This is a genomic window from Olsenella sp. DNF00959, from assembly GCF_001553055.1.
Taxonomy (GTDB): Bacteria; Actinomycetota; Coriobacteriia; order Coriobacteriales; family Atopobiaceae; genus Olsenella_I; species Olsenella_I phocaeensis.
The window spans coordinates 121,254-147,465 of record NZ_KQ960123.1 but is presented as its reverse complement, the minus strand read 5'-3'; the positions used below and the strand labels follow the sequence as shown (position 1 = coordinate 147,465).

At 62.5% G+C, this 26,212-nt stretch carries 23 protein-coding genes and 1 pseudogene; 9 read left to right on the top strand and 15 right to left on the bottom strand.

Annotation, left to right across the window (positions count from 1 at the left end; all coding sequences use genetic code 11):
• Positions 1-156: 156 nt before the first annotated feature.
• The gene (locus HMPREF1868_RS09650) at positions 157-813 is read right to left on the bottom strand and encodes a hypothetical protein (protein ID WP_156439365.1); all 657 of its coding nucleotides are present in this window, start codon (positions 811-813) and stop codon (positions 157-159) included.
• A 962-nt stretch (positions 814-1,775) separates the two neighbouring features.
• Here HMPREF1868_RS09650 and HMPREF1868_RS09645 point away from each other — a divergent pair.
• The 3 genes from HMPREF1868_RS09645 to HMPREF1868_RS09640 all read left to right on the top strand — a co-directional run bounded on the left by HMPREF1868_RS09645 (position 1,776) and on the right by HMPREF1868_RS09640 (position 4,655).
• The gene (locus tag HMPREF1868_RS09645; protein WP_062529486.1) at positions 1,776-2,237 is read left to right on the top strand and encodes a LytTR family DNA-binding domain-containing protein; all 462 of its coding nucleotides are present in this window, start codon (positions 1,776-1,778) and stop codon (positions 2,235-2,237) included.
• 29 nt (positions 2,238-2,266) lie between these two features.
• Positions 2,267-2,767 carry a hypothetical protein gene (locus HMPREF1868_RS00645; protein ID WP_062529484.1) on the top strand — a complete coding sequence of 167 codons (501 nt, stop codon included), beginning with the start codon at positions 2,267-2,269 and terminating at the stop codon, positions 2,765-2,767.
• 1,018 nt (positions 2,768-3,785) lie between these two features.
• Positions 3,786-4,655 carry a DDE-type integrase/transposase/recombinase gene (locus HMPREF1868_RS09640; protein WP_062529480.1) on the top strand — a complete coding sequence of 290 codons (870 nt, stop codon included), beginning with the start codon at positions 3,786-3,788 and terminating at the stop codon, positions 4,653-4,655.
• Between the two features lie 140 nt (positions 4,656-4,795).
• Here the strand turns inward: HMPREF1868_RS09640 and HMPREF1868_RS00630 are convergent, their stop codons facing one another.
• Positions 4,796-5,926: a sensor histidine kinase gene (locus HMPREF1868_RS00630; protein WP_062529478.1), complete on the bottom strand. Its 1,131-nt coding sequence runs from the start codon at positions 5,924-5,926 to the stop codon at positions 4,796-4,798.
• A complete protein-coding gene (locus HMPREF1868_RS00625; protein WP_021626472.1) occupies positions 5,927-6,598 on the bottom strand; it encodes a response regulator transcription factor in 672 nt (223 codons plus the stop codon).
• Positions 6,599-6,671: 73 nt separating this feature from the next.
• On the opposite strand from HMPREF1868_RS00625, the gene HMPREF1868_RS10180 reads away from it, so the two are divergent.
• From HMPREF1868_RS10180 to HMPREF1868_RS00610, 3 genes are read left to right on the top strand one after another with little or no spacing between them, the layout of a single operon-like run.
• Positions 6,672-6,836: a CD1871A family CXXC motif-containing protein gene (locus HMPREF1868_RS10180; RefSeq protein ID WP_051317818.1), complete on the top strand. Its 165-nt coding sequence runs from the start codon at positions 6,672-6,674 to the stop codon at positions 6,834-6,836.
• On the top strand, positions 6,829-7,752 hold the full coding sequence (locus HMPREF1868_RS00615) for a 4Fe-4S binding protein (protein WP_009278014.1): 924 nt from the start codon (positions 6,829-6,831) through the stop codon (positions 7,750-7,752). The genes HMPREF1868_RS10180 and HMPREF1868_RS00615 overlap by 8 nt, the downstream gene beginning before the upstream one ends.
• Positions 7,753-7,776: 24 nt before the next feature.
• Positions 7,777-8,748: a TlpA disulfide reductase family protein gene (locus tag HMPREF1868_RS00610; RefSeq protein WP_062529476.1), complete on the top strand. Its 972-nt coding sequence runs from the start codon at positions 7,777-7,779 to the stop codon at positions 8,746-8,748.
• A 91-nt stretch (positions 8,749-8,839) separates the two neighbouring features.
• Here the strand turns inward: HMPREF1868_RS00610 and HMPREF1868_RS00605 are convergent, their stop codons facing one another.
• From HMPREF1868_RS00605 to HMPREF1868_RS09475, 5 genes and pseudogenes are all read right to left on the bottom strand, one after another.
• Entirely contained in the window at positions 8,840-8,986 is a 147-nt protein-coding gene (locus tag HMPREF1868_RS00605) for a hypothetical protein (protein WP_156439364.1), read from the bottom strand.
• Between the two features lie 82 nt (positions 8,987-9,068).
• Positions 9,069-9,662, bottom strand: a complete 594-nt coding sequence (locus tag HMPREF1868_RS00600) for an IS3 family transposase (protein WP_082719452.1) — start codon at positions 9,660-9,662, stop codon at positions 9,069-9,071.
• A 608-nt stretch (positions 9,663-10,270) separates the two neighbouring features.
• Positions 10,271-11,920, bottom strand: a complete 1,650-nt coding sequence (locus HMPREF1868_RS00595) for an ATP-binding cassette domain-containing protein (RefSeq protein ID WP_062529469.1) — start codon at positions 11,918-11,920, stop codon at positions 10,271-10,273.
• Between the two features lie 130 nt (positions 11,921-12,050).
• Positions 12,051-12,968: a helix-turn-helix domain-containing protein gene (locus tag HMPREF1868_RS00590; RefSeq protein ID WP_062529467.1), complete on the bottom strand. Its 918-nt coding sequence runs from the start codon at positions 12,966-12,968 to the stop codon at positions 12,051-12,053.
• A 198-nt stretch (positions 12,969-13,166) separates the two neighbouring features.
• Positions 13,167-13,437, bottom strand: a pseudogene (locus tag HMPREF1868_RS09475) (type II toxin-antitoxin system YafQ family toxin).
• Here HMPREF1868_RS09475 and argC point away from each other — a divergent pair.
• Entirely contained in the window at positions 13,427-14,398 is a 972-nt protein-coding gene (argC, locus tag HMPREF1868_RS00585) for an N-acetyl-gamma-glutamyl-phosphate reductase (RefSeq protein ID WP_062529465.1), read from the top strand. The pseudogene HMPREF1868_RS09475 and the gene argC sit on opposite strands and share 11 nt — an antisense overlap.
• A 309-nt stretch (positions 14,399-14,707) precedes the next feature.
• Here the strand turns inward: argC and HMPREF1868_RS00580 are convergent, their stop codons facing one another.
• The gene (locus tag HMPREF1868_RS00580; RefSeq protein ID WP_231782221.1) at positions 14,708-15,526 is read right to left on the bottom strand and encodes an HAD hydrolase family protein; all 819 of its coding nucleotides are present in this window, start codon (positions 15,524-15,526) and stop codon (positions 14,708-14,710) included.
• Positions 15,527-15,650: 124 nt separating this feature from the next.
• Positions 15,651-17,276, bottom strand: a complete 1,626-nt coding sequence (locus HMPREF1868_RS00575) for an alpha-glucoside-specific PTS transporter subunit IIBC (RefSeq protein ID WP_062529461.1) — start codon at positions 17,274-17,276, stop codon at positions 15,651-15,653.
• 352 nt (positions 17,277-17,628) lie between these two features.
• On the opposite strand from HMPREF1868_RS00575, the gene HMPREF1868_RS00570 reads away from it, so the two are divergent.
• Positions 17,629-18,354, top strand: coding sequence for a GntR family transcriptional regulator (locus HMPREF1868_RS00570; protein ID WP_062529459.1), 726 nt, complete (start codon positions 17,629-17,631; stop codon positions 18,352-18,354).
• 78 nt (positions 18,355-18,432) lie between these two features.
• Here the strand turns inward: HMPREF1868_RS00570 and glgP are convergent, their stop codons facing one another.
• From glgP to tnpA, 5 genes are all read right to left on the bottom strand, one after another.
• Positions 18,433-20,691, bottom strand: a complete 2,259-nt coding sequence (gene glgP / locus HMPREF1868_RS00565) for a glycogen/starch/alpha-glucan family phosphorylase (protein ID WP_062529457.1) — start codon at positions 20,689-20,691, stop codon at positions 18,433-18,435.
• Between the two features lie 83 nt (positions 20,692-20,774).
• Complete coding sequence (gene malQ / locus HMPREF1868_RS00560; RefSeq protein ID WP_062529455.1) at positions 20,775-22,280, bottom strand: 4-alpha-glucanotransferase; 1,506 nt, start codon at positions 22,278-22,280, stop codon at positions 20,775-20,777.
• A gap of 199 nt (positions 22,281-22,479) precedes the next feature.
• Entirely contained in the window at positions 22,480-22,875 is a 396-nt protein-coding gene (locus tag HMPREF1868_RS10090; RefSeq protein WP_255353931.1) for a transposase, read from the bottom strand.
• Positions 22,872-23,534 (bottom strand): transposase, encoded by a 663-nt coding sequence (locus HMPREF1868_RS10085; protein WP_255353928.1) that lies wholly within the window; start codon positions 23,532-23,534, stop codon positions 22,872-22,874. The genes HMPREF1868_RS10090 and HMPREF1868_RS10085 overlap by 4 nt, the downstream gene beginning before the upstream one ends.
• A gap of 507 nt (positions 23,535-24,041) precedes the next feature.
• The gene (tnpA, locus tag HMPREF1868_RS00540; RefSeq protein ID WP_231782243.1) at positions 24,042-24,557 is read right to left on the bottom strand and encodes an IS200/IS605 family transposase; all 516 of its coding nucleotides are present in this window, start codon (positions 24,555-24,557) and stop codon (positions 24,042-24,044) included.
• A gap of 169 nt (positions 24,558-24,726) precedes the next feature.
• On the opposite strand from tnpA, the gene HMPREF1868_RS09785 reads away from it, so the two are divergent.
• Positions 24,727-26,212, top strand: a 1,486-nt coding sequence (locus HMPREF1868_RS09785) for an MSCRAMM family protein (RefSeq protein WP_197414899.1), incomplete at its 3' end; no start/stop codon positions are given.

The window sequence follows — 26,212 nt, the reverse complement described above, 5'->3', positions numbered from 1 at the left end:
CGACCCTCTCGCGCGCCGACGCCGATGTGGGTGGGCGATATGCCGCCGCAAGCCCGAAGTGGGTGGTTCTCTCGCCTTTTCCCGCGTTCCAACCACCCACTTCGAATGTCTTGCGCACCGGGGACGATGTGGGTCCCGTTGCCTTGCAAAACGACGCTAGAAGTGCCTCCTGCGCACGTCGGCGAGAAGCGCGTGCAATTCGCGCTGACGAGCCCTCGTCGAGTCCCCGCACGGCCTATGCCGAAGCCCCAACTGCGTCTCGAGGCCCCACACCAAATCGTCGAAGCGTGCGAGCGAGGCAACCTGGCCGTAGGTTATCGAGTTGACACGCAGTCCCATGGAACGCAGCGCGTTGGCTCGTGCCTGCGTGTTGTCATACTCCTCCCTGCCCCCGTGGTGCTCGAAGCTATCGAACTCCAGGCACAACCCCTGATGCTCGAAGAGCAGGTCGACGTAGACGCGTGAGCGCTGCGCCAGCCCGCGCAGGTGCTCGTCTGGCAGCTCGATGCGTCGATTGACGACAAACGGTGGGAAGCCCCTCCCGCCCAGGCGCTTGGGCATTCCCAGCTCCATGGCAAGGAGCGTCTCCATGGGCGACGCCGACCCGTCCATCACCCAGCGCAGCGCCGAGCGAGCCTTCGCGACGCCCCGCACCCCAGCGCAACGGTCAAGATAGCCGGCGATGCGAGCGACGCTCGTCAGGGGAGGCCGGCTTCCCGCGAGCGTCCTGCCGTCGGGCCCAAAGGCGTAGGTGCCACAGAGTTCGAACCCAAGCTCGACCACTTCCCCTAGAACGTCAAGCGACTCCGCCATCTGTAGAAAGCAAAGCTCCGGCGAGGCGACGAGGACGTCCGGAGAAAGTGCCGCGAACGACCCCTCCGGCAGACTTCTTTTGCAGAGGTGCATGCGCACGTCCGCACAGGGGTGACGCCCGTTGGACGAAGGCACGAGAATGTCGAGCTTTTGCCCGAGCGCGGCATGAAGTGGGTTGCGACCCCTGAGTGCCACTATTGCCCGTCTCACCTCGCGCGCCGACGCAGTCGCGTCTGCCAGGCTCACGTCACAGGCGATGGGCAGACCACCCCCGTCGTGGCGCCTCGTGAGCCAATACGCCCGGGAGCTGTTATGAGAAATGAACGTAAACATGTCGCGAAGGGTACCGTTCGAAACTCGCGCCAAACCCACTCTTGGCTGGCAGGCAGCTGCCGGAGAGTTCGTGCAGCTGCAAGACCCGCAGGTACATGAGGGTGAGAAGGGCGCAAGATCAGCGTTGCGGCCACCCGACGAGCCAAAGTGGCCTCAATAATCCACAAGGCGTCCTCAATTCGGCCGTTAACTTGCACGAAGCTGCCAAATCGGATTCAAAACAGGCAGTCTGCGCCCCGTGCAATCCGAAGGCGGTGCGCTCGATTCACCCGCCACTTATCACGAGCCGCGAGAGGAGTGATGTGGGTGGCTGGGTTGCCACCGCAGGCCCGAAGTGGGTGGTTCTCTCGCCCCGAAGGCTCCCGCAACCACCCACTTCGACCCTCTCGCGCGCCGACGCCGATGTGGGTGGCTGAGTTGCCGTCTCGGGTCCGAAGTGAGTGGTTCTCTCACCTTTTCCCGCATTCCAACCACCCATTTCGACCCTCTCGCGCGCCAAGCGCATGCCATTGGACACCGGACGGGCAACACGCCCCCCGCTTCGTGCAACTTGGCTGCACCAACCATCCACCTCGCTGTCCATCCCATATGCTCGAGATGCGGCAAGGCTAGGACGACACGGAGGGGCGATGAACGTCAGACACATCGAGCGAGAGGGGCAGGACGAAATCGACGTTCTGGTGACGAGCGCGCCAGGAGACCAGGACGCCGCCCAGCTGGTAGGCAGGCTCCAATCATTCGGACAGATGGTCGTGGGGTTCGAACCGGGTTCGATTGTTCGCAGGCCGATTCCGCTCGACGAGCTGTTGCTCATCGAGGTACGAGCCGACCTGGTCCTCGTTCGCACCACCGACGGCTCCGAGCTCGAAAGCCCCCTCAGGCTTTACGAGCTGGAGGAGGCCTTGCGGGGAAGCCCCGTCATCCGCGCGTCCAAGCAGGTGCTGGTCAACTTCGACAAGGTCGTCTCGATCAGGCCCGAGCTCAACCGCCGTCTCCTGCTTCGCCTGGAGGGTGGTACGGACGTCCTGGTGACGCGCACCTATGTACCGAACATAAAGAGGCTCCTAGGAAGCAATCCGCGTCGCAGCTAGCGAAGGGTCCAAAGAAAGGCAGGGGAACAATGGGCGAGAAGACACGTCACCATCACAAAGATGTCGGAATCTATGACGAGGAGTCCAGGCGGGGAATCTGGCACATGGCTCTCAGGGGACTGGCGACGGGCAGCATGGTGTCCGTGCTGATGCTGCTTGCGGCGTGCGGGACCGAAGCCATCGCGGGACGTTGGAACCAAGGGTTGAGCTGGTGCGCCTCTGCCATCGCCGCAGGCTTGGCCGGCGGCATCCTGCAACAGCTGTGGTTTGGCTACTCCATGCTCACCAAGCCCAGCTATCCCGTGCGCGTCGCGGGCTTCGGGCTCAGCTATTACCTCGTGCTGGCGGCGTGCTCCTTCCTTGGCGGGTGGTTCCCGACAGAGAACGCCGGCGCATGGGCGAGCTTCACGTTCCTCTACCTGGTCCTGCTCACGGCCATCACCGCAGGCTTCACGATCGCCTTCCGCGTCCAAGGGGCGTCATACACCCAACGTCTCGAGGCATACCGCAAGCGCAACTCCCGGGAGTAGACACTGCGACCTGTCACGAGAAGCGCGAAGTGGGTGGCTGGATTGCCGTCGCGAATGCGAAGTGGGTGACTTGACTGCCGCCGCAGGTGCGATGTGGGTGGTCCTCTCACCTTTTCCCGCGTTCCAACCACCCACCTCGGCCCTCTCGCGCGCCGAGGTCGACATGTGTGGTTGGAACGCCGCCGCAGAGCAAGATCCAAGCGAGAACAGCGTGCCGGCACAAGCCCGAGGAGGGGCCGAGCTACCGCTGCGACAAGTACGGCTGGGTGCCAGAGGACCAGCCCAAGCCGCCCAAGTTCTGCCCTGAGTGCGGCGACGTGTTTGACGAGAACGACAAGGGGCAGGCGCTCCCCGCGCAGGCCTTGGTCCGGGGCCCGGGCCTGCGCGGGCCAACGGTCAGACGGCCTAGCCGGAAAAGACCACATTTCTTGCAGAATGCTGTCTTTCCACCCTGCCAACAGGCCATTTGCCAAAAATGCCCGCATTCCGTGAGAAATGCGGGCAAGGGGGTGACGGGGGTGTGCGGACCAAATGTTGGACCGACGCTGGACGGCCCAACTCGGGAGGTTCGCATGCACGACAGGAAAACGGTCGCCCTCGCCCTCGAGGCAGTCTCGCTGGGGTTCAGCCTGAGCCAGGCCGCGGAGCTCTCCGGCGCGCGTCCGAGCGCCGTCCGGGGGTGGGCCCACGGCCACCTCCCGCACGGCGTCCTGGGGGGCCGGGCGGGCGGCGCTGCGCTACGATCGTCGGCGGCGCGGTGGTGACGGGGGGGAGGGGGCGCGAGGTGGGGGGGCGTCTACGGCCCGCCCGACTCCGGGCCGCTGTCCGGGCTCACGCCCGACCAGACAGGGAGCCTGCTGCTCAGGGCGGTGTTGGCCGACCCAAAGGCGGGAGGGTGGGACCCGGCTTCGATCTCGAACGGGAGCAAGTGCGAGCTCGGCGAGAGGTCGGGGAGGGAGACAGGCCTGCCCCTCCGCTCGACCACCGGTTTCTCGGGGATATCGAAGAGCCCCTATGAGTGCTGGCGGGGCTCCTCCTGCGGGGCGGCCCCAGGGACCGCAGGGCCGAGGTCGCGGGGCGGGCCGAGGAGGCCTTCCGCGAGGGGGGCCGCCGCGCCCGCGGCTACCGCCTCGCCCGCCGCGAGCTCGCGCCCGGGCTCGGCCGCCCGGTCTCGGAGAAGGTGGCGCGCGACGTGATGCGCGAGCGGGGCCTCAGGCCCCCCTGCCTGGGGCGCCGGCGCCGGCACGGCTCCTGCGCCGGCGAGGTCGGCGAGGCGCCCGCCAACCTGCCGCTGCGGCCCGACGGCACCCACGACTTCTCCGCCTCGCGGCCCAACGAGCTCCGGGTCTCGGACATCACCGAGTTCAGGCTGCCCGACGACCCGCGCAAGGCGTGCCTCTCGCCCGCCGTCGGCCTCTTCGACTCCAGGCCCGCGGCCTGGTCGGCGGGCACCAGCCCGAGCGCGTGGCTCGCCGAGTCGTCGCCGCGCGCCGCCCGCGCGACCCTCTCCCCGGGGGAGGCGCCGGTGGTCCACACGGACCGGGGCTGCCACTACCGGTGGCCGGGCCGGAAGTCCGCCTGCGCCGAGCACGGGCCGGCCCGCCCGATGTCCCGCAAGGGGAGGAGCCCCGGCAACGCCCCCGCCGAGGGCCTCTTCGGCCTGTCGAGGGACGAGTTCTTCCGCGGCAGGGACTGGGGCGGGGTCACGGCGGAGGAGCCCGTGGGGGGCCCGACGGCTGGCTGCGACACTATCGGGAGGGGCGGTCGAGGCGCTACCGCGAGGGCGGGCGCTGGGTCTGGGAGACGCCGGACGAGCGTCGGAGGCGTCTGGGGCTGGCCGTCTAGGCGGTCCAGGAAATCGTCCGCACACCCCTCCCAGAGGATTTAATGCTAATTCCTATTCTTTTACGGAAGTAAATATTAAAATACTTCCGTTATTTTGACAAAGCGGAATTTGCACGCTGTTGGCACATGCCAAGCGTCTACCTGCTTCGGCAACCATCGGGTGCGATTGCCATGTAGCAGCACTTACCTACGTGGAAGTGTTACAAGCATGGTGGTCCCGTTCTCGGAGCTCTTTTCCACCTCTATCGTGCCGCCGTGAAGGGCGACGATTTCCCAGACCAGAGAAAGGCCGAGGCCAACTCCGCCATATGTCCTGCTACGCGACGTGTCGATACGGAAGAAGGGCTGAAAGACGCTCTTTTGGTACTGGCTGGGTATCCCAGGTCCACTGTCTTCCACTCGCACGAGAGCGCGGTCGTCCTTCGCGCAGACGGAGACGCTGACGGTGGAATCGGAGCGGCTGTATCGTATGGCGTTTTCGGTCAGGTTGAACAGCATGCGATACAGCAGGGTGTCGCTGCCAGGCACCTGGGCTTCTCCATCACATGTGAGGGCGATGCCCCTTTGCTCGGCAAGGGGGGAAAGGTCGGTAAGAACCTCCTCGACCATCGGTGCAAGTTCGATGATGTCGTTGCAGGAGACGCTGCAAAGTTCGCTCATCTCGAGCAGTGTCCTTGTCATCTGAGACATTCGCTCGGTCTGCTCCTGCAACGAGCCGAGCAGGCTAGCCGTGTCGGGCTGCGCGTCGGGATGCTCGGAGCAAAACAGCTCGATTTGGGCCTGCATCAGCGCCAGCGGCGTCCGCAGCTCGTGCGCGGCGTTGCCCGTGAACTGCCGCTGCGCGGCAAAACCCTCGTCAAGGCGGTCGATCATGTCGTTGAATGATGCGCTGCAACGCCCAAGCTCCGACGGTACATCCTCGGTGATCTTCATGTCAGCCAGATTGTCGGGTCGCACGTTTTCGACCTGAGTCGCAAAGGACCTCAGCGGCCTGAGTGCACATCCGCTTACAAAATACGCCAGGATGCCTCCAAACAGCGTCATTGCTGCCGTTATGCACCAGCTGGCCGTGCTAAAGGACCCCTGCGCATCGCTCACGACGATCGTGAGCTCGTGGTCTATCTCCTCATTCGCCGGGTCAAACGACGTGGGATCGCCCCCGTTGATGTCGTCGCGGGCTGTCAGGCCGATGCCAATCGACTCCATGGAGCGCATGCCTAAGTAGCCGATCAGGCAATTCATGAGCACGCAGGTCAGACACAAAACCAGCGCCGTCATCAGCGTAATGCGCCATTGCAGCGAGAGTCGCTTCACTTAGACCTCCTCCATTACATAGCCCTCTCCAATGCGGTTGCGGATGGGGTCGTGCCCCAAGGCGCAGCGCAGCTTTTTCCTGAGCGACGAGATGTGTACCCTCACCGAATTGCTAAAGCTGTTCACGCTCCCGTCCCACACATGCTCGATGAGCTCCTCCTGACTTATCGGGCGCCCCTGGTTGAGCATGAGATACTCTAGGATTCCCATTTCCTTGCGGGTCAGAGACAAGACCTCATCGCCGACGGTCGCCACGCGCAACTTGGTGTTGAAGCAAAGACTTCCGCAAGTCAGCACGACATCGTCTTGTGTAAAGCGCCTGAGCGTCAGGCTGCGAATCCGCGCCGCGAGCTCATCCAGATGAAACGGCTTGGTCAGATAGTCGTTGGCCCCTGCGTCCAGGCCCGCCACCTTGTCGGCGACCTCGCAGCGGGCTGACAAGATGAGCACCTTGGTCTCTCGGTCATCTTTCCTAAGGGTTTTGAGCACGGTCATGCCGTCGGCATGGGGAAGGTTGAGGTCGAGCACGACAAGGTCAAAGCTCTCGACAGCAAGTATTTCTAAGGCCTGGCGCCCGTCGTAGCTGCAATCAACGCTATAGGCAAGATTTCGCAGGCTGCGCGCAATCGCGTCGCACAGCACCCGCTCGTCTTCGACAACCAAAATACGCATGACACTTTCCTCGTGCAGGTCTTTTCACGCTTAACAAAGATTTTATGGCCAGTATGGTCCAATGGTACGCAAGGTGAAAGGAGCAACCAAATTGTTCAAAGCAATAAAACCCATAGCTCAGCTTGCCTTGCTGGTCATCGGGATAACCATGGTGTGCTTTGGCGTTATGCGCGGCGAGGCAGACGCCGTGTTGGCTAAGGCTATCAGATTATGCTTGGAGTGTATCGGAATTGGATAAGAAAAAAAACTCCGCCTCACATCTTTTGAGCCGTTTTCGCTCTTGGGTGCAAGCGGCGGCGACGTTGCTCACCAATGTCCACCTGCCCAATTTCGTCAGGGGCGGCATCTATCAGGGTGCGGGCAAAACGGTCTGCGTGCCTGGCCTCAACTGCTATTCGTGTCCGGCGGCCTCGGGCGCGTGTCCCATAGGCTCGTTTCAGGCGGTGGTGGGTTCCTCAAAGTTCAACTTTTCCTATTACGTGACGGGAACGCTGATTTTAATCGGCGTGCTGCTGGGACGCTTCGTATGTGGGTTTTTGTGTCCGTTTGGCTGGTTGCAGGAGCTGCTGCATAAGATTCCCGGCAAGAAGCTATCGACAAAAAAGCTCAAGCCGCTCAGGTATGTGAAGTACGCCGTGCTGCTGCTTGCTGTAGTTTTGCTTCCCGCGCTGGTCGTAAACGATATGGGAATGGGCGACCCCTTCTTTTGCAAGTACGTTTGTCCGCAGGGGGTGCTTGAGGGCGCAATTCCGCTGTCTATCGTTAACGCCGGCATACGCTCTGCTTTAGGCCGGCTGTTTACTTGGAAGCTCATCATCTTGGTGATGGTGGTTGTGCTAAGCGTGCTCTTCTATCGTCCTTTTTGCAAATGGATCTGTCCACTTGGCGCATGGTACGCACTCATGAATAAGGTGTCCCTGCTAGGGATGCGCGTTGACCAGCATAAGTGCGTCTCGTGCGGCAGGTGCGCAAGGGTGTGCAAGATGGACGTTGATGTCACGCGGTCGCCCGACCATGCCGAGTGTATTCGCTGCGGCAAGTGCGTAAGCGCCTGTCCCGTTGGTGCCGTTAAGTTTCGCTACGGCTTAAGCCTGCCGGACAAGCAGTCTTCTCAACCACGCGAGGAGAAGCAGCACGTAAAAGCAAAGATTTAGGTTTTAAGAAAACGGAGGAAAGTTATGAGTGTTATGAAGCTACCAAAGATTGCAGTCGCACTGGTGATGTCTGCGCTGGTGTTGTGTCTTGCAGCCTGCTCGACGCCCGGAGCTGATAAGGGAAAGCCAGCAGGAAGCGATGCGGACATCGAGGCCTTTATTGCAGAGGAGCCAAAGAACGCCGAGGAAGCGACCGATCTGTACAACAGGCTCATGCAAAAGGAAAACGACATTTTCTCAAGCGACAAGGAGCTGTGGGAAAAGGTATTTGCTGAGGCAAACAAGGATTCCTCGATGATAGGGAACGGCTCAAATTACGGTGAGTTCCTGCTTTCTACTGTGGAAAGTGCCAAGGATAAGTTCTCGACTGACGAGTTCAACGTGCTTAAGACAGGGGCCGAGCAGATCAAAAAGATTGAGGATAAACTTACGGTGCTCAAAAAGAAGTTCCCCGACTGCGTAAAAGCACCTGAATCAGGCGATAGTGTTGATGCGTCGAGCGCGGGAATGACAGGCGATACAAGTAAGTCCACCAAGTTCCCCAGCTTTAAGGGCAAAGATCTTGATGGCAACGACGTAAGCAGCGATGAGCTTTTCTCAAAGAGCAAGGTGACTGTGATGAACTTCTGGTTTACCAGCTGCAAGCCGTGCGTGGAAGAGCTTGGAGAGCTGGAGGCGCTTCACAAGAAGCTTGCCGAAAAGGGCGGCCAGGTAGTAGGTGTTAACTCTTTTACGCTCGACGGCAACCAAGGTGAGATATCGGACGCTAAGGATGTCCTATCGAAGAAGGGTATTACATACAAAAACGTCTGGTTCAAGACGGATGGCGATGCAGGCAAGCTTGTCTCGGGGCTCTTTTCCTTCCCGACTACCTACGTTGTTGATAGCAAAGGCAACATCGTGGGAGAGCCAATCGTAGGCACAATCACGTCTGCTGCGCAGCGAGAGGCACTGGACAAGCTGATTGATCAGGCGATTGCAAACAGCGCAAAGTAGGGTTCGGCGACAATATAACGCAATGAGCTTAGCATCTGCGGCTGCGTGGCACACCACCGCGCAGCCGCACTGTTGTCTAGATACTCCCGCACTATCCCCTCAGAGCAAAGATTCTGACGCGCTGAGACAGGATGACCAGGTCAATGGGTAGCTCTGGCCCGTCGCTCCCGTCGTGCCCGCATTGCAGGCTGCCGTCAAGGCACTCGATGCGGATGTTCTTTCCGCTCAGCAGGAGCACCTGGTCGCTCTCCTCGGCAGTTCTTGTCAGGATGTTCGGAATGACCTGTGCCAAGATTTCGGACACGGGAAAGTGGGGGATTTCACGCTGCTATGGGCAGCTTCCCCCAGCCCAGGGCGGTCCTCGCGAAGAAGGTGTCCATGAGCTCGCCGGGTACCTGGTAGCCCATCGTCGAATGGGGTCTTCTGCGGTTGTAGAAAACCTCGATGTAGTTGAAAACCGCCCGCCTAGCATCGGCCCTGGTCTTGCAGCTGCGTCTGTAATACATCTCGTTCTTCAACGTCGCAAAGAAGGATTCTGCCACCGCGTTGTCGTGGCAGTTGCCGGTCCTAGAGCATGAGAGCCTTACGTTGTTTTCTTCGGCCCAGTCCAAAAGCATTCGGCTGGTGTACTGGGAACCCCTGTCGGAGTGGAATACGGCGTTTTTGGCCACATATCCGCGCCCCTTGGCGTTTCCCAAGGCGGCAACGACGATGTCGGCCGTCATGCGCTCGGACATCGACCAGCTCACGACCATGCGGGTGGCAAGGTCGATCACGGTTGCCAGATAGAGCCAGCCCTCGCCCGTGCGCAGGCAGGTAATGTCCCCGCAGAGCTTGACGGTAGGCACCGGGGCCGTGAAGTCGCGCCTGATGAGGTCTTGAGAGGATGGCCTCTGGCGTGGTCGCGGGTTCAATGTTGAAACTCACCTCACCATCGCGCGGGTCCATGGGATCGCGAGAGAAGCGACCGCAGAGCTCGAGGCCCAGCATAAGCTGGACTGCGGGTTGCATAAAGGCGCCCATCTCGACAAACAGAAGCTCGGGCCCTGCCGCAGAGACGCCGCAGCCAAGATCGACGAAAGCGTTCTTGGGAAGTGGGTGTCCGTATACGCGGCTCTTAATCCCAGAGATGCGCAGGCGTTTGTCCTTGGCGGGAACCGCGATGTCGAGTGGTCGTTTTGTGGGAAAAGGGCAGAGGTCCCCAAAGCGCGTCAAGGCCGCTGAGAGACGCTTGGCAGACCAGCGTTTGCCCTCGGCAAAGACAGGGGCAGAGAGGCCCGTGCGCAGGGAGAGCACCTCGGGACCAAGGTCCTCGATCCGTTGTGCTCGTACCGCGCGGATCAGCCGCAGGGCAGCCAGCCCATCGATGGTGATGTTCACAGCGCGGCGTCAGTCATGCTTGAAAACAGTGTACACAAATTGCATGAATGCAGCTATACCACCACGATATGGGGCAAAAGTGTACGATATTGATGGCCGCAACCATTGGATCCAGGTCACCTGCCGGGGTAAAGCTGGTCAGCTACATGGCTGCAAGACGACCGTCTTTCATCTCGAGCACCTCGTCATAGCGCGCGGCATGCTCCGCATCCAGCTGATGCGTCACGGCTATCAGGGTCACCCCGTCGAGCGCCAGCAGCGTGTCCTCAACCCGTGCGGCAGTCTCCTTGTCTAAGGCCGAGGTCGCCTCGTCCACGAGCAGCGTCGTCTTGCCGTAGAGCAGGGCGCGGGCTATGGCCACGCGCTGGCGTTCCCCACCAGAGAGGCGCCCCCCGCCCTCCCCGACCGGTGTGTCCAGCCCGTCGGGCAGCGCGGCGATCACCTCGTCAAGGCCGGCAAGGCGCAGGGCGCTCCCTATTTGTTCGTCCGTGAACGTCCCTCCAAGCCCTATGTTCTCGCGCAGCGTGTCATCAAATAAAAAGACGTTCTGGTGCACCCAGGCCGCATCGGGGACACAGCCTGCCCTGCCATCTACGAGCACATGACCTGAGCTGGGGCGTAAGGATCCGCCCAAGAGCTCCAACAAGGTTGACTTGCCACAGCCGCTCTTGCCCACGATGGCATACTTCTTGCCAGCGTCGAAGCGCTTCGAGCAGTTGCGCAGGGTCGTGGGCGCATTGGAAAGTCTGCCTTCGGCCGGGTCCGTATCGCCGTACGAGAAGCTCACGTCGTCGAGCTCGATGGAGCGCCTCGGCTCGCACACCGCGATCTCTTGCCTGGCACCCGGCGTGTCGCTCGGCTTGTCGAGCCTGTCGAGGATGGGATAGGTCGACTTGAGCTTGCTGATCTTGTCTGACAGCTCCGTCGCAGGGGAGATGACGCTGCCCGAGAGCTGCGTGACGGCAACGATGCTGCCAATGGTCACGTAGCCCCATATCGCGAACACGCCCGTCATGCCCATGATGCAGAACTGCATCGCGATGCCAACGACGCTTGCGAGGCTTCGAGCGCACGCCATCGTCATGTTGAGGTCGGCCTTATGCCTCTGGTAGCGGCCAATCATCCCACTCAGCTTGTCGAGCACATGTTGCTCCACATGAAACGATCGTATGACTTCGCCCCCTTGTGCGGTGTCGCGCACGCGCCCATTATAGCTTTTAGCATCCTCGACAACCTGCTGTTGCTGACAGGACAGGCGCTTCCCGAAGAGCTGTGGGACCAACGTCGGCAGAGCCATGCCCGCAAGGGAGATCAGCGCGACGAGCGGGTTGATCAGCACGAGCATGATGCAGCCTATGGTGATCTGGAAGACGGACTCCAGAATGCCCAGGGAGCCTGTGATGCAGTCGTTCTCGAGCACGTCCATGTTCTGGCCGAGGACGGTCAGCTGCTCTGCGCTGTCGCAGACGCGACCGCACGACGCGCCCGCTATCATCCCGCGCGCCGCCCCCTCGCGAATGTTGACCATGGCGTCCCTGACGATGAGCGCCCTCAGGGCGTCGGAGGCAAGTCTCAGGGCTCCAAGCACCAGTGCGTACAGGCACGATGTGAGGGCTAGGCGCACCACCGGAGAGACGTCCCCAACGGCCACGGCGGCTGTGGCGGCGTCAAGCAGGGCGCTGAGCAGGAGCGCTATGCCCATCGATGACAAGCAGAAGAGAAAATCGACCACGCAGAAGCAGGCAAGCCCCCTGGTGCCGATGTGCTTTCGTATGTACCGCATTCCTCGCATACTGATGTGCCTCCTTACGATGACACGTGCATCATCGCAGGGATGGCGGCGTGACTCCATATCGAATGATGTATATTTGGATGTTCGCGAGACGCTATGTCACAACGATGGCGGGGTGCGGGCGTTCGCGTCAGAGCCTCACGCCCATGTTCTCCTGGACCCAGTTCCGTACGGCGGCAGCGTGCTCATGCTGCCCTGTGAGGTCCATGTACGGGGCGATGTGCCTAAGGATGCCCAGGGCCTCGTCCCTTTGCCCCTCGCGATACCTGACGCGCGCCTCCGCGTAGAGAATCACGGGCATGTATGTGAGAATCCCCTCGTCAAGAGCCTCGCTGTGGGCGCGCTCGATGTAGCGGAGGGACTCGACGTAGCGCCCCTCCTGCTCGAGGCTCAGCGCAAGGTTGAGCTCGCAGCCAATCTTGTCGTCGGCCCAGTCCTGCGTGCCATTGTCCTGGTTGTCCATCGACTCGATGAGCTCCTCGCCAAGACGTGACGCATCGGCATGCCGTCCCAGGTAGCACAGTGTCGGGACCATGAGGCCTATGCACTCGGCTTCCGTCGGAGACAGCAGCGTGTGCCTGAAGTCATCGAGCCTCAGTGTCGGCTTGGTCAGCCTGATGGCTTGGTCGAGCAGGTCGAGCGCTCGGCCCAGCTCGCTGCCATCTATCGTGATGAGCGTAGATGCGTTCAGCATGAGGTAGAGCTGCCGGTAGCTTGGCCTCTCGCGAGACGACTCGTCCATGGAGTCAAGCAGCTCGCGCGCCTCGTCCGATCTCCCACGGTGCAGCAGGACCCTGGTGCGCTTGGCAGCCCGTGCGAACTCGCTGTCGCGCTCGTTTTTGTAGTAGACGTCGCAGAGCTGGTAGGTGCTGGCCCCAAGACGAGAGAGCAGGCCATCGAGCACGGCCTTCGTGGGCATCTGCCTTCCGGTCTCGACGCGCGAGACGGTAACGGGCGAGCATATGCCCTCGGCAAGCTCTTCCTGCGTGAGGTGCCTCTCCTTTCTGAGCAGACGAATGGTGCTTCCCAGCGAGTTGTTGTCTTCCATTGCTACCGCCTATCGTAGCCCTGATGCCCTGTGTGCTTCAGGCAGGTGCTGTGCCGCGATGCTGTCAGGCCGGTCTTCGTCGCCCCTCTCGGTAGGCGCCGGTGCAGACGCCATCACCGGCCCCATGGGTTGTCATCCTATGTTCTTGCACTGCGTTGGCGCCGAGAACCCATGTCCATCAAAAACCGGGAGGATCCTCTAAAATAAATCGCTATGTGGTCCCGTCCGGGTAAGATATAAAACCAGCTCGTCTCTGTCCGTTTCGTAGATTAGCAACCAATCTGGCGTAATGCGGCACTCACGATACCCCACATAGTCCCCGGAAAGTTGGTGATCCCTGTTCGTTTCCGGCAACGGCTTCCCCGCAGCTAGCTTTTTAATAATCGGTCAACAAAGAAATATCAAAGCCACGCTTTTTCAGGCGCTTAAAATCATCCCGAAATTGTGTAGTTGGTCTTATGTTATATATCGGCAAGCAGCTCCTCCACTATCATAGCAGGACCAAGGTGTATATCGATGGCCAGAGCGGCACCACAGGACTCCAGATCCACGGCCGCATCGAGGCGCGCGAGGATCTCAGGCTGCTACGCATCAGCGATGAGAGGCGTCATGAAGTTAAGGAGCGCCGCAAATTCCTGAACGATGCTGACATCGTCTTTTTGTGCCTACCCGACGAGGGGGCACGCCAGGCGGTCTCGCTCGTCGAGAACCCCGACGTCTGCATCATCGACGCATCCACGGCACACCGCACCGCCAACGGGTGGGTCTACGGCTTTCCCGAACTCTCTCTGGGGCAGCGTCGCGCCATCGCCTCGAGCAGGCGCATCACCAACCCGGGCTGCCATGCCACCGGCCTCGTCTCTGTCGCAGCGCCGCTCGTCCGCATGGGTATCCTGCCCACCGACTATCCCCTCTGCTGCTTCTCCCTCACGGGTTACTCGGGCGGGGGCAAGCGTATGATCGCCCGCTACGAGGAGGACGGGCGCGACGACGCCCTCGACGCTCCCGGCCTCTACGGCCTCGACCTCGCACACAAACACCTGCCCGAGGTGCAGAGGGTCTGCGGCCTTGCCCAGCCCCCCGTGCTCGTGCCCGTCGTCGATGACTACCGTCAGGGCATGGCCGCCACCATCATGCTGCACAGTCGTCTGCTTAAGGGCGCGCCAAGCGCGAGGGAGGTCTGCGAGGAGCTACGAGGATACTACGCGGACCAGTACTTCGTGAGCGTCATGCCGTTTGACCCCACGCCTCCCACAATCCACGCGAACGAGCTCGTCGGCACCAATCGGCTGCGCATCACCGCCTGCGGAAACGCGAAGCGCATCAGCGTGACGGCACTCTTCGACAACCTGGGCAAGGGGGCTGCGGGCGCAGCCGTACAGAACATGAACATCGCGCTCGGCCTCGACGAGACAACCGGCCTGGAGTAGCCCGCAGGCCCGGTGGTCGGCACCGCATCTGGCTCCGCGCCCCCTGCCCCCGAAGGGCAACCCCCAAAGCTTGAAGAACAGCAGGGGACGTCCCTCAGTCGAGCGGTCGGTGGGCAGCTAGGCGGTAGGCTAGCGAGCCGAGTAGCGTCCATGCGCACCTCCAGGAAATCCGGTCAAATCTTGGGCTAGCGTACCCATTTGGCCGGATTGATGGCCGGATTTGTGGCCGGATTGGCGCGACCGCTCGACAGGTGGCGCAGCAAACCGCAGCAAGCTCAGCGACCCGCTGCGGTCCCCTGCCAGCCAGGCTCACACGAGCTGCAGGTGCTCGAGGCCCGAGGCTACCCCGTCTTCCGACACCGAATCGGTGACGTAGTCCGCGAGGCGCTTGACCTCGGGGATGGCGTTGCCCATGGCCACGCTCACGTCCACCTCAGAGAAGAGCGTGAGGTCGTTCTCCGAGTCACCGAAGCCATAGGTCACTCCTACGTCATCACCAAGATGTGAGAGGACCGCCTTGATGCCGGCCTTCTTGGTATTGCACGCGAGGCCGACCTCGGAGTTCTGCATCTCGAGGCGACTGGCGACCAGCTGGGAACCCAGCTGGGGGTCAGCGACGAGCTCGTCTGCGGCGGAGCTGCGGATGACCAGCTTGTAGGCACAGCCGTCCGGGAGCTGTCCGATTGCCTCGTCCATCGTGTCTGGCGTGCCGGAGCGCCTGCCCAAGGCTCCTCCGCGCAGCTCGACGGCACCGTGGGCGGACTCTATCAGCGCGCCGTAGCCACCTGCAGCCAGGACCCGGTCGATGTGGGCGAGGACGTCGGCCGACAGGGGGCGATCGCGCAACACCTTATCGCCCATCGTCACGTAGGCGCCCGCCAACGCAATGATGCCACTGAACGGCAATGAGGCCAGGTCGGGGTGGATACCCACAGGCGAGCGCCCGGAGCACAGAAACGCGTGGTTGCCACGGGCGACCAGGCTGCGGATGGCTGCGGCGACGCGCGGACTGGGCGTGGGCGACAGGCCCCTCTCCCACTCGGGCAGCGCATCGCGCTTGTTGGGATCGGTCCACCCAAGGGTTCCGTCGATGTCGAAGAAGACCGTCGCTTTGCCTGATTGTGCCATGACACTCCCCATCTCAGTAGCCGCACCAGCGCGAGGCGGACGTTGCAACCGATCAACCACCGGGGACCCACGACAGCCACACGGGACCCCGGTGGAAGCTTACACCCTCGGGACAAGCAAATCCCTAGTCATTGCCGACGAGCTTGTCGAAGCGCTCGCGGACCTTCGTCACGCTGAGACCGATGATCACCTGCATGGCCTTGCCGTTCTTGGAGATGCCCATGGTGCCGATGGACTTGAAGTCCTTGTCCTCGGCTACCTTGGTCTCGTCCTTCACGTTCACGCGCAGGCGTGTGACGCAGTTGGTGACGTCCACGATATTGTCCACGCCACCCAAGAGGTCAAGGATGTTCGCGGCAAGAACCATCTTCTCGTCGCTCGTGTCGATGTCGGGTGCGGAAGAGCCGGCCTCGTCGGCGTCCTCGGAGCCGACAGACTGCGCCATCCCATGTGCCTTGCGGAACTCCTTCTTGGAGCCGAACTTTATCTCCTCGTTTTCCTCACGACCAGGAGTCTTGAAGTCAAACTTCAGAATAAGGAAACGGAAGATAAAGAAGTAGATGGCCGTGAAGGCAAGGCCGACGGGAATGGCCATCAGGTACGTGAGGCCATGCGAGGCAGCAAGCGGTATGAAGTTGAACGACGCCATCTCGATGAGTCCGCCCGAGAACACGCCCACGATGCCGATTAGGTTCATGCAGGTCGAGAGCAAAGACGCGAGCAGGGCGTGGACAACAAACAGCGGGGGCGCGACGAAGAGGAAGGTAAACTCAATGGGCTCGGTCACACCGCACAGGACAGCAGTGATGGTGATCGGGATCAAAAGGGCAAGGAGCTTCTTACGATTGGACTTCTTCGCCGTGACATAGAACGCTGCGGCGACGCCGGGCATACCGAAGATCTTGGACCAACCCGTCGCAGTGATGGCACCCCAAGGAGCGAGCTCCTTGAGGGAGGCGGTAGAGGCAGCGAGCTGGGGCAAGGCCTTGGCCCACTCCGCGTAGATACCCCCATTGACGGCCACGTTGTCGTAGTAGAACGGGGCATAGAGCAGGTGGTGGAGGCCGAAGGGGATGAGCAGCCGCTCGAGGAAGACGAAGATCGTGACCCCCCAGGTACCCGCACTCATGATGACACCCTGAAACACATGCATGCCAACCTGCACCTTGGGCCACAGCAGCACAGAGATGATGGCGCAGGGGAGCATAGCAAAGAAGGCGACCATGTAGACGAAGGTGGAGCCCGAGAACACGCCCAGCCACTCAGGAAGCTCGGTGTCAAAGTACTTGTTGTGCAGGCTGATGACCACCCCAGAGATGAGCAGGGCTCCAACCATGCCCATGTCCAGCGTCTTGATGCCGCCTATCGTCGCCAAACCAGAGGCGTTTCCGACCTCGGCGGTGAAGTCGACGCCCAAGGCCGGACCCCAAGCAGTTAGGATAGCATTTACGAAGTAGTTGAATGTGAGGTACGAGACGAGGACCTCCATGCAGCAGCGACCGCTCTGCTTGCGGGCAAGACCAATGGGCAGGGCGATGGCAAAGAGCAGCGGGAGCTGGTTGAAGACGGTCCAACCTCCGGCCAAGATCACGCTCCATACGTTGTACCAGGTGGTACCCTTGGCCGCTATCGGCCCCACAATTATCTCTGTGGAAAATAGGGTTCCCAGTCCCACGACAATGCCCGCGAAGGCAAACAGCAGAACTGGCGTGAACATCGCCCCGCCAAACTTCTGGATCTTCTGCATCATGGCGCGTGTCCCTCCTCTGAGTGCGAGCTCGATGCTGCCCCGTGACCGACCTCTTCGGTCATCTTGTTTGAACAAGTATAGCAGCTTCTTGGACATGTTATTCAAACAAGTCATATTTTTTGGCACCTATCCCAAGCGATTCGCGTCACTGCCCAGTCTTGCCGGGTGATTTGCTTTGAACTCGGCGGGCATCCCACTTCCTGGATTTTTCATCCATATGCGCGGGAGGGGGAGTTCCATCAGGACGGTTGCGGTACAAGGTAAATATGTGCTCACAATCGATCTAGACAAGGTGCGCCCGAGACACTCGAGGCCTGCGCCAAGACGACGACCACGCAGTGAGGAACACGCGATGCCCAAGGCGCTCTTCGAAGACATATATCTAAGTATTAGGGAGAAGATCAAGGACGGAACCTATCCCTACCAATCGTTTATACCCTCTGAGAGCGAGCTTGTCGGCGTGTACTCCTGCTCGAGGAACACCGTCCGCCGAGCGCTTGCCATCCTAGCCGACGAGGGCTTCGTGCAACCCATCCACGGCAAGGGCGTCCGAGTCATCTGGTACCCTGACTACCGCGACGTCATCGGTTCCTTCGATGGGCTCTACTCCTTCGAGGAGTATGCGGCGCACAACGACATGAGGCCGGGCACCATCGTGAGGGAGTTCGAGCGGCTCGTCTGCGGGAAGGGACTTGCCGGATACACGGGCTTCGACGAGGGAACCGAGCTCTATCGCATGGTCCGCACCCGTAGTCTGGACGGTTTCACCTGCCAGATAGACACCAGCTACCTCCTCGCCGACATCATCCCCGACCTCTCCCCCACGATCGCCGAGAGTTCCGTGTACAAGTATCTAGAGGAGGAGCTGGGCATGAGGATACTCACCAGCCGCCGCCAGATAACAGTCGGCCTCGCCAACGAGGAGGACCGACGGTACCTCAACCTGGGTCCCTTCAACTGTGTCGCCGTCGTCGAGAACCAGACATACAACTCGGACGGCCTCATGTTCGAGTTCACCCAGGTGCGCAGCCATCCCGACACGTTCAGGTACTGCGTGGTCTCGAGGCGCCAAGCCTGAGCCCCTCGCTCCGCCGCGTACTCCTAGAGCGGGTCTGGCCCGAGGCGGGGACGTACGCCGCCCCGGGCCACGCTAGGTCTATGACAGGTGCCAGATGTCCTCGTCGTACTGCGCGATGGTGCGATCGGAGGAGAACGTGCCCGCCATGGCCACGTTCACGAGCGCCTTCTGGATCCAAGCATGACGATCCTCGTAATCCCCATACACCCGCTCCTTCAGCTGGATGTACTCCTCAAGGTCCAAGAGGGCCATGAACCAGTCCTTGTTGACAATGTCATCGTGTAGGCGGCGCAGATGCTCGGCGTCACCCGTCGCCATGAACCGGGGGTTCGTAATGAAGTCCACGAGCAGCTTGACACCAGGCCGGCTATAGTGCGCGGACGCGTCGTAGGAGCCCTCGGCGTAGAGGCGCTCCACCTCCTGGCTCGACGCACCAAAGGTGTAGATGTCATTCTTGCCCACCAGCTCGGCAATCTCGACGTTGGCGCCGTCGAGCGTGCAGAGGGTCACGGCGCCGTTGAGCATGAACTTCATGTTGGAGGTACCGCTCGCCTCCTTGCTCGCCAGCGAGATCTGCTCGGAGATGTCAGCTGCGGGGATGAGGTGCTCCGCCGCCGTGACGTTGTAGTTCTGGACCATGAGGACCTGCAGGTACGGAGAAACATCGGGGTCCTGGGCCACCCAATCGGACAGCGTGAGGATGAGGTGGATGATGTCCTGGGCGATAACGTAGGCGGGTGCCGCCTTCCCGCCAAAGACGATCGTGATGGGGCGTGCGGGCAGATTGCCGTTCTTGATGTCCAGGTACTTCCAGATGATGTAGAGCGCGAGCATCTGCTGTCGCTTATATTCGTGGATACGCTTCACCTGCACGTCGATGATCGCGTCCTCGGGAATGCGCGCGCCCTGGTTTTCGAGCATGAACTGCCGCATGCGCCCCTTGGCGCTGTCCTTCGCCCTCTCGAACCCCTCTATCACGGCCTTATCGTCCAAGTGCTCCTTAAGCGGCGTGAGGTCCGCGCTCTTGTGCCAGTCCGTACCGATGGTATCGTCCAAAAGTCCGGTGAGCTCAGGGTTGCAGCCCATGATCCAGCGGCGAAACGTAATGCCGTTCGTCTTGTTGCTGAACTTCTCGGGATAGATCTTATAGAAGGGTGCGAGCTCCGTGTCCTCCAAGATCTTGGTGTGGAGCGCCGCTACCCCATTGACACTGCAGCCAAAGTGGATCGCCAGGTTTGCCATGTGGACCACGTCATCCTGGATGATGGCAACTGCGGGATCAGCGTAACGCTCCTTGGCGATAAGGTCGAGCTTCACGATAATGTCAGCTATCTTAGGAGCAACGGTCTTGAGGAACTTGATGGGCCACTTCTCGAGGGCCTCGGCCAAGATCGTGTGGTTGGTGTAGGCGACCATCTTCTCGACCATCGCGACGGCCTCGTCGAAGCCCATGCCATGCTCCTCGGTAAGCAGGCGAATGAGCTCGGGGATGACCATCGTGGGATGCGTGTCATTGATCTGCACCATGACATAGTCGGGCAGGTCACTCAGGTCGCTGCCACGTTCCAGCGCCTCGCGCAGGATGAGCTGGGCCGCGTTGCTCACCATGAAATACTGCTGGTACACGCGAAGCAGACGTCCCTTTTCGTCCGAGTCGTCGGGGTAGAGGAAGAGCGTGAGGTTCTTCTTGACCTCGTCCTTGTCAAACTCTATCGAGTCGGCGGGGACCAGCGAGTCATCCACGCCCTCGAGGTCGAAGAGCCTCAGGCGATTCTTGGTTGGACGGCCGTAGCCCGTCACGTCGATGGAATAGAGTCGCGACCTCACGCTGAAGTCACCGAACACCACATTGAAGCTCACGCCCTCGTCGTTGAGGACGGCCTGCCTGTCGAGCCACCCATCGGGAAGCGCCCGCTGCTGCTTGTCGCGAAACTCCTGACGAAACAGACCGTAGTGGTAGTTAAGGCCCACGCCGTCACCGGGAAGACCCAGGGTTGCTATGGAGTCCAGGAAGCACGCGGCGAGCCTGCCCAGGCCACCGTTTCCCAATGACGGCTCCACCTCAAGCTCCTCGACCTTGTTAAGGTCGTGCCCAGCCGCCTCGAGCTGGGCCTTGACCTCATCGTAAAGGCCAAGGTTGATGAGATCACTGATCAGCAACTTGCCGATAAGAAACTCCGCGGACAGGTAGTAGAGGCGCCGCTTGCCGGCATTGAGAGGCAGCTTGGCGCTGCGCTGCCTCACGATGCCCTGCAGCATGGCGCAGATCTGCTCGTCGCTCAGGGCCTCCAGGTCAAGGCCGTAGCTGTCGTGGGCGCAGGTGTTCAGACTCAACATGTGTCTTCCTCTTTTCAGTCTATTGCTGTGCGTAAGGACGGCGACCGGACGATCCGGGGCGCTTGGTTGTGCGAATGGCCTCATCACGCCGGGAGCTCGGGCGGTCGTGCTCCGGGGACGCGAAAGTAGGTCTGGGTGAGGTCGAGGAGGGCTTCCTCGACGGCTCGGGTGATGGCACCCTCCCTCATGCGCCAGTCCCAGTTTCCACCTAAGACGGCTGGCACATTGATGCGCGCCTCGTCTCCTAGGTCAAGTAGGTCCTGCATGGTGTAGATGCAGGTGTCACTGACGGATGCGGCGATGGCGCGGTTGAACGCAGCCCCCACGGGCTCGCCCTTGGCCCGCCTGGTGTAGCGGTCCGCCTGTTCGCGCTGGCGCGGGGTCGCCGTGTTCTCGTACCAGCCACGAACGGTCTGGTTGTCGTGGGTACCCACGTACGCGATGGTGTTAGGCGTGTAATGGTGGGGCAGATAATACGAGTCGCTGTTGCCATCGAAGGCAAACTGCAAGATCTTCATGCCGGGAAAGCCCGTGTCCTCGCGCATCTTGATGACCTCCGGAGTCATGAACCCCAAGTCCTCCGCAATGATGGGGAGCTTGCCCAGCTGCCGTGTCAGCTCGTCGAAGAGTGCCGTGCCAGGACCCTTGCTCCAAGAGCCAGCCGCAGACGTCGCAGAGCCAAAGGGCACGTCCCAGTAGGACTCGAAGCCCCGGAAGTGGTCGATGCGCACAATGTCGTACATCTTAAGGCTCATGCGCATGCGCTCGACCCACCAGGAGTAGTGATCCTGGGCCATGGCGTCCCAGTCGTAGATTGGGTTACCCCAGTACTGTCCTGTTGCGGAGAACTGATCGGGCGGAGTGCCCGCGACGCTCGTGGGACTCCCGTCCTCACCGACCCTGAAGAGCTGCGGCATTGCCCACATCTCGACGGAATCGCGCGAGACGTAGATGGGCATGTCGCCCACGATAAGCACTCCGCGCTCGTTCGCGTAGCCCTTCAGGCTCTCCCACTGCTTGAAGAAGAAGTACTGCGTCATCAGGTGGTACTGGTAGTGGTGCTCACGCTTGGCGCTCAGGTCCCGCGACGCCTTCCCCGGGTTGCGATACTGCTGTGGCCACTCGTGGAAGGCCTTAAGGCCGAACTCCTCCTTGACGGTCATGAACTCGCAGTAGCTGTCAAGCCAACTGGCGTGCCTGCGTGAGAACTCGTCTAAGTCCGAGGGGGGGTCCTGCATGAAGCGTGCCGTCGCACGCTCGAGCACCTTCCTGCGCGCGACGAAGATCGTGGCGTAGTCGATGCGCGTCGGGTCATCCCCGAACTTTACGCCCTCAAGGTCGCCGCGCTTCAGGTAGCCCAGCTTTACCAGCTCGTCCAGATCGATGAAGTTGGGGTTGCCCGCGTAGGCGCTGAACGACTGGTACGGCGAATCACCGTAGCCCGTCGTGGTCAGCGGCAGGATCTGCCAGTAGCGTTGCGAGCAGCGGCTCAAGAAGTCGACGAACTCATAGGCCTTCGGCCCGAACGAGCCGATGCCATACCTCCCAGGCAGCGCAAAGATTGGCATCAACACTCCACTTGCTCGCATGGCGTCCTCTTCTCTCCTAGACCCACAGGCCAATTGTAACGGATACTCACCACGGTCGCGCGACCACTGCACGATCGTTCGCTACCGCTACTCACAGACAGGCTCGTCACTCAGATTCGCAGACACGCTCCTTCGTATAGGTACATTACTCGTTTGAACAAGTTTGAGCCTTCGGTAGTTCTCGTGGCCTAGGGGTCGTCTAGTTGCCCCTTGCCACCTTCCTCCTCCTCTTCCTGTCGCGTTCCCTGTCCCTCCTCCTTCTCTCGTCCACCTTCCTCCTCTCCTCCCCGCGGTCCTCCCAGGGAAGTGCCGGATGCCCATCGGAGCAGCGCAGCATGAGAAGCGCGACGAGGTTGCCGGCGTTGCGGAACCCGTAGCCCATGCGCGCCGTCACCTTGATCTTGTTGTTGATGCTCTCCACGCGGCCGTTTCCGATGCCCAGCGCCACGGCGGCAACGACGTCCGCGCGCCTGCGCCCCACCTTCTTCTCGACGGCGACCACGGGCCCGATCTCGCGGTAGGCGGCCCTGTGCAGCCAGCCGTCGGGCATGGCCTCGGCCTCGACGGCCGTCCCGGCGCGGAAGACGGCCCTCAGGTCCTCCTTGAGGTCCCAGGCCGTGAAGAGGCGCCCGCCCTCCTGAGCTCGGCGGGCTTCGCCCGCTGCGGCCCCGTGGGGTCCTCCGGGTTCCTCACCAGCGCGCAGCGGCTTCCCTTGATCGCGTCCGCAGCCTCCCTCAGCGCCCTGGCCTCCGGCGGGGTCTCCTCGCCCCCGCGCGGCCTGCCGGGCCCGTCGCGCCTCGGCATCGCGTCTTGGGCGGCCCTCTTGGCGACCCGCCACTCCTCGCGCCCGGCCTCGTCGAGCGCGTCGCTCGTCCGCTCGGCCACGCGGAATGGGTCCATGGCCCACCGGGCGTTGGGGCACCCGCGCCTGGCCAGCGCCTTTGTCCACTTGGCCCCGTCGGCCGTCACGACCTCTATGGCGCGTCGCTGCTCGCGCGCGGGCTCGTCGAGGAAGAGGCCCAGCACCTCCTTGCCGTACCCCTCGTGGGCCCAGACGAGGCGTCCCCGGTCGTGGCCGACGACGACGGTCAGGTACTTGTGGCCCTTCTTGTAGCCGGTCTCGTCGATGCCGATCCGTCTCAGCCCGTCGAAGCGCCCGACGCCCCCCTGCGCCCCGGTCTCGTCGTAGACCCTCCCGCGGATGCCGCCCACGCTGTGCCACTCCACTCGCGCGATGCGCGAGTGGGCGGGCACGCGCACCTCACCGCCAGGCACGCGACCCAGTCCTCGAAGTCGCGCGTGTGCCTGGACCCGTGCCTAGCCCGCGGCACGCGCTCGACGCGCACGCCGTGCTCGGGGCACGTCACCCTGGCGGGCCCGTACTCCAGGAAGCACTCGGGCCTCGCCAGGTCCATGGCTCTCCGCCGCCTGGTCGGCCCGTGGTCGTGGCGCTCGCGCCTCCGGCCGCAGATCGGGCACCCCGGCCGCCCCCTCCCGTGCGGCCCCGCCGACACGACGATCGCGTCGCCCTCGATCGTCACGCCCTCCACGACGGTCCTCGCAAGCGCGAGGGCATGCCGTAGAATCTCCGCCATGCGTCCGCCTCCCGTTGCTCCGGATACTTTTGGCGAAGTGGAATCCTACGGGAATCACGACCACCCGCACGGCGGGTGGTCTGCTCTAAGGGCATAACCCTGATGGTGCCGGCCAGGGACCCAAGTCCCTGGCCTTCGCTTCGCTCAGGCCCCATGGCCCCTTGACTCATGGCGCGCCCGGCAGACGGGCGTGGCGCCAGCTTCTCCTAAACGGGCCCCCGCACTCCTTGGCGCCCGGCCTGCCCAGGGCGATGTCCGCCCTCTCCCGCCCGCGGATGTACTTGGCCATCGTCGCCTCGTTCGGGCCGACGGTCGACACGTAGCAGCCCTCGGCCCAGAGCTCCCTGTTCCCGAACTCGTGCCTCAGGCTCGCGTGCCCGTCGAACGTGAGCGGCGAGCTCTTCCCCTTCGGGTAGCCCACGAGGCTCGAGGCGCTGATCCTGGGCGGGATGCTGGCCAGCATGCGCACGTGGTCGGGCATGAGGCGACCCTCGATTGTCTCCACCCCCCTCCACTGGCACAGCGTCCTCAGCATCCCCCCGAGGTCCGCCCCGTGCTGGCTGCAGGTCGCCCTTCTCCTATGCTTGGGCGCGAACACGACGTGGCGCTTGCAGAGCCGCTTCGTGTGCGCGAGGCCGTTGGCCCTCTGGGCCACGGCGACCACCTCCCCCTCTCGGGGCATGATGGCCTGAACAACCACCATGCCAGAGGGGAAGGCTTTCCGTTGCGTAGCAGAAGTGGGCCCCGCCCGCACGGCGGGTGGTTCTCTGTGCCGCGCAAAGTACGCGCGGCACAGGCTAAAGCCTTTAAAGGGAAGAGCAGGAGCGCTCAGGCGAATCGTCGCCGCCGTCGTGGCGGCGGTCCTCGCTGCCGCGCCCCTGCTCCCGCACGCGACCGCCTACGCCGACACGGGCGGCGTGCACATCAGCAGCTACGAGATAGAGAGCGGCTACGCGCCCGTGAACGAGGGCGTGGGCTACCGCACGTCGGGCGGGCAGGTGTCCTACTGCTACGACCACGGCGCCCACAGCCCGGGACGCGCCGGCCAGGACTACACCGACATCCGGGAGGCCACGCACGAGGAGGACTACCTCCTCGCCAAGGGGTATCCCATGACCAGCGAGATCGGGGGAACCAAGTGGAGCGACGCCGAGGCCCAGGCCGTGACGCAGATGGCCGTGTGGCTCGCCTCCGGAACGGCCAGCGAAGGCGACTTCGCGGACGCCGACCCCGCCATGGTCGCGGCCGCAGAGAGCCTCGCCGGAGAGGCGGAGACCTACCAGGGAGGCGACGCCGCCATCGACGGGCGCGGCAGCGTGTGCTTCGTGGCGGGGAAGCCCGCCGTGCAGTCCATGCTCGTCGCCAAGCCGGGATGGAACATCCTGCTCGAGAAGGGATCCGCCGACGCCAAGGTGACCGCAGGCAACGCCCAGTACTCGCTCGCGGGAGCCGTCTACGGCGTCTATAAGGGAGAGGCGCTCGTCGCCCGCATCACCACGGACGCAGACGGCCACGGGACGACCGACACGCGCCTTCCCGACGGAGCAGACGCCTTCGTGGGCGCCGAGGACGCCCCCGTCACCGTGAGGCTCGTCCTCGTGAAGAAGGACTCGGAGACCGGCGAGGCGGCGCCCCAGGGCGCGGCCACGCTCGACGGAGCGGAGTACGAGGCGACCTACGCCTACGACGGCGGCACCAAGACCGTGAAAGGCACGACCGAGGGCGCCCGCATCGTCTTCGAGGGCATCCCGCTCGGCACCGTCACGGCGCGCGAGACCAAGGCGCCCGAGGGCTACCTGCCAGACACGGAGGAGCACGTCCTCGCCGTGACCGCCGAGGACGCGGGCAACGAGGCCGTGTTCGAGCTCGCGCCCGACGGCGAGTTCACCGAGCAGGTGAAGCGCGGCGACGTGGAGCTCGTGAAGGTAGGCGAAGGCGACTACAGCCGCCTGGCAAACGTGCCCTTCAAGATCACCAGCAAGACCACCGGCGAGAGCCACGTCATCGTGACCGACGCCAACGGCTACGCCTCCACGGCGGCGAGCTGGAACGTCCATACGGCGGACACCAACGGGGGCACGTCCGGATCCGGCATCTGGTTCGGCACATCCGCACCCGACGACTCCAAGGGCGCGCTCCCCTACGACACCTACACGGTGGAGGAGCAGCGCTGCGAGGCCAACGCCGGCCGCACGCTCATCCCCGCCTTCGACGTCACGGTCTACCGCGACTCCGTGAAAATCGACCTGGGCACCATAGAGGACCCTGCGGGCCCCGCAGTGCGCACCGAGGCAACCGACGCCGACGACGGCGACCACGAGGCCGTGGCCGACGACT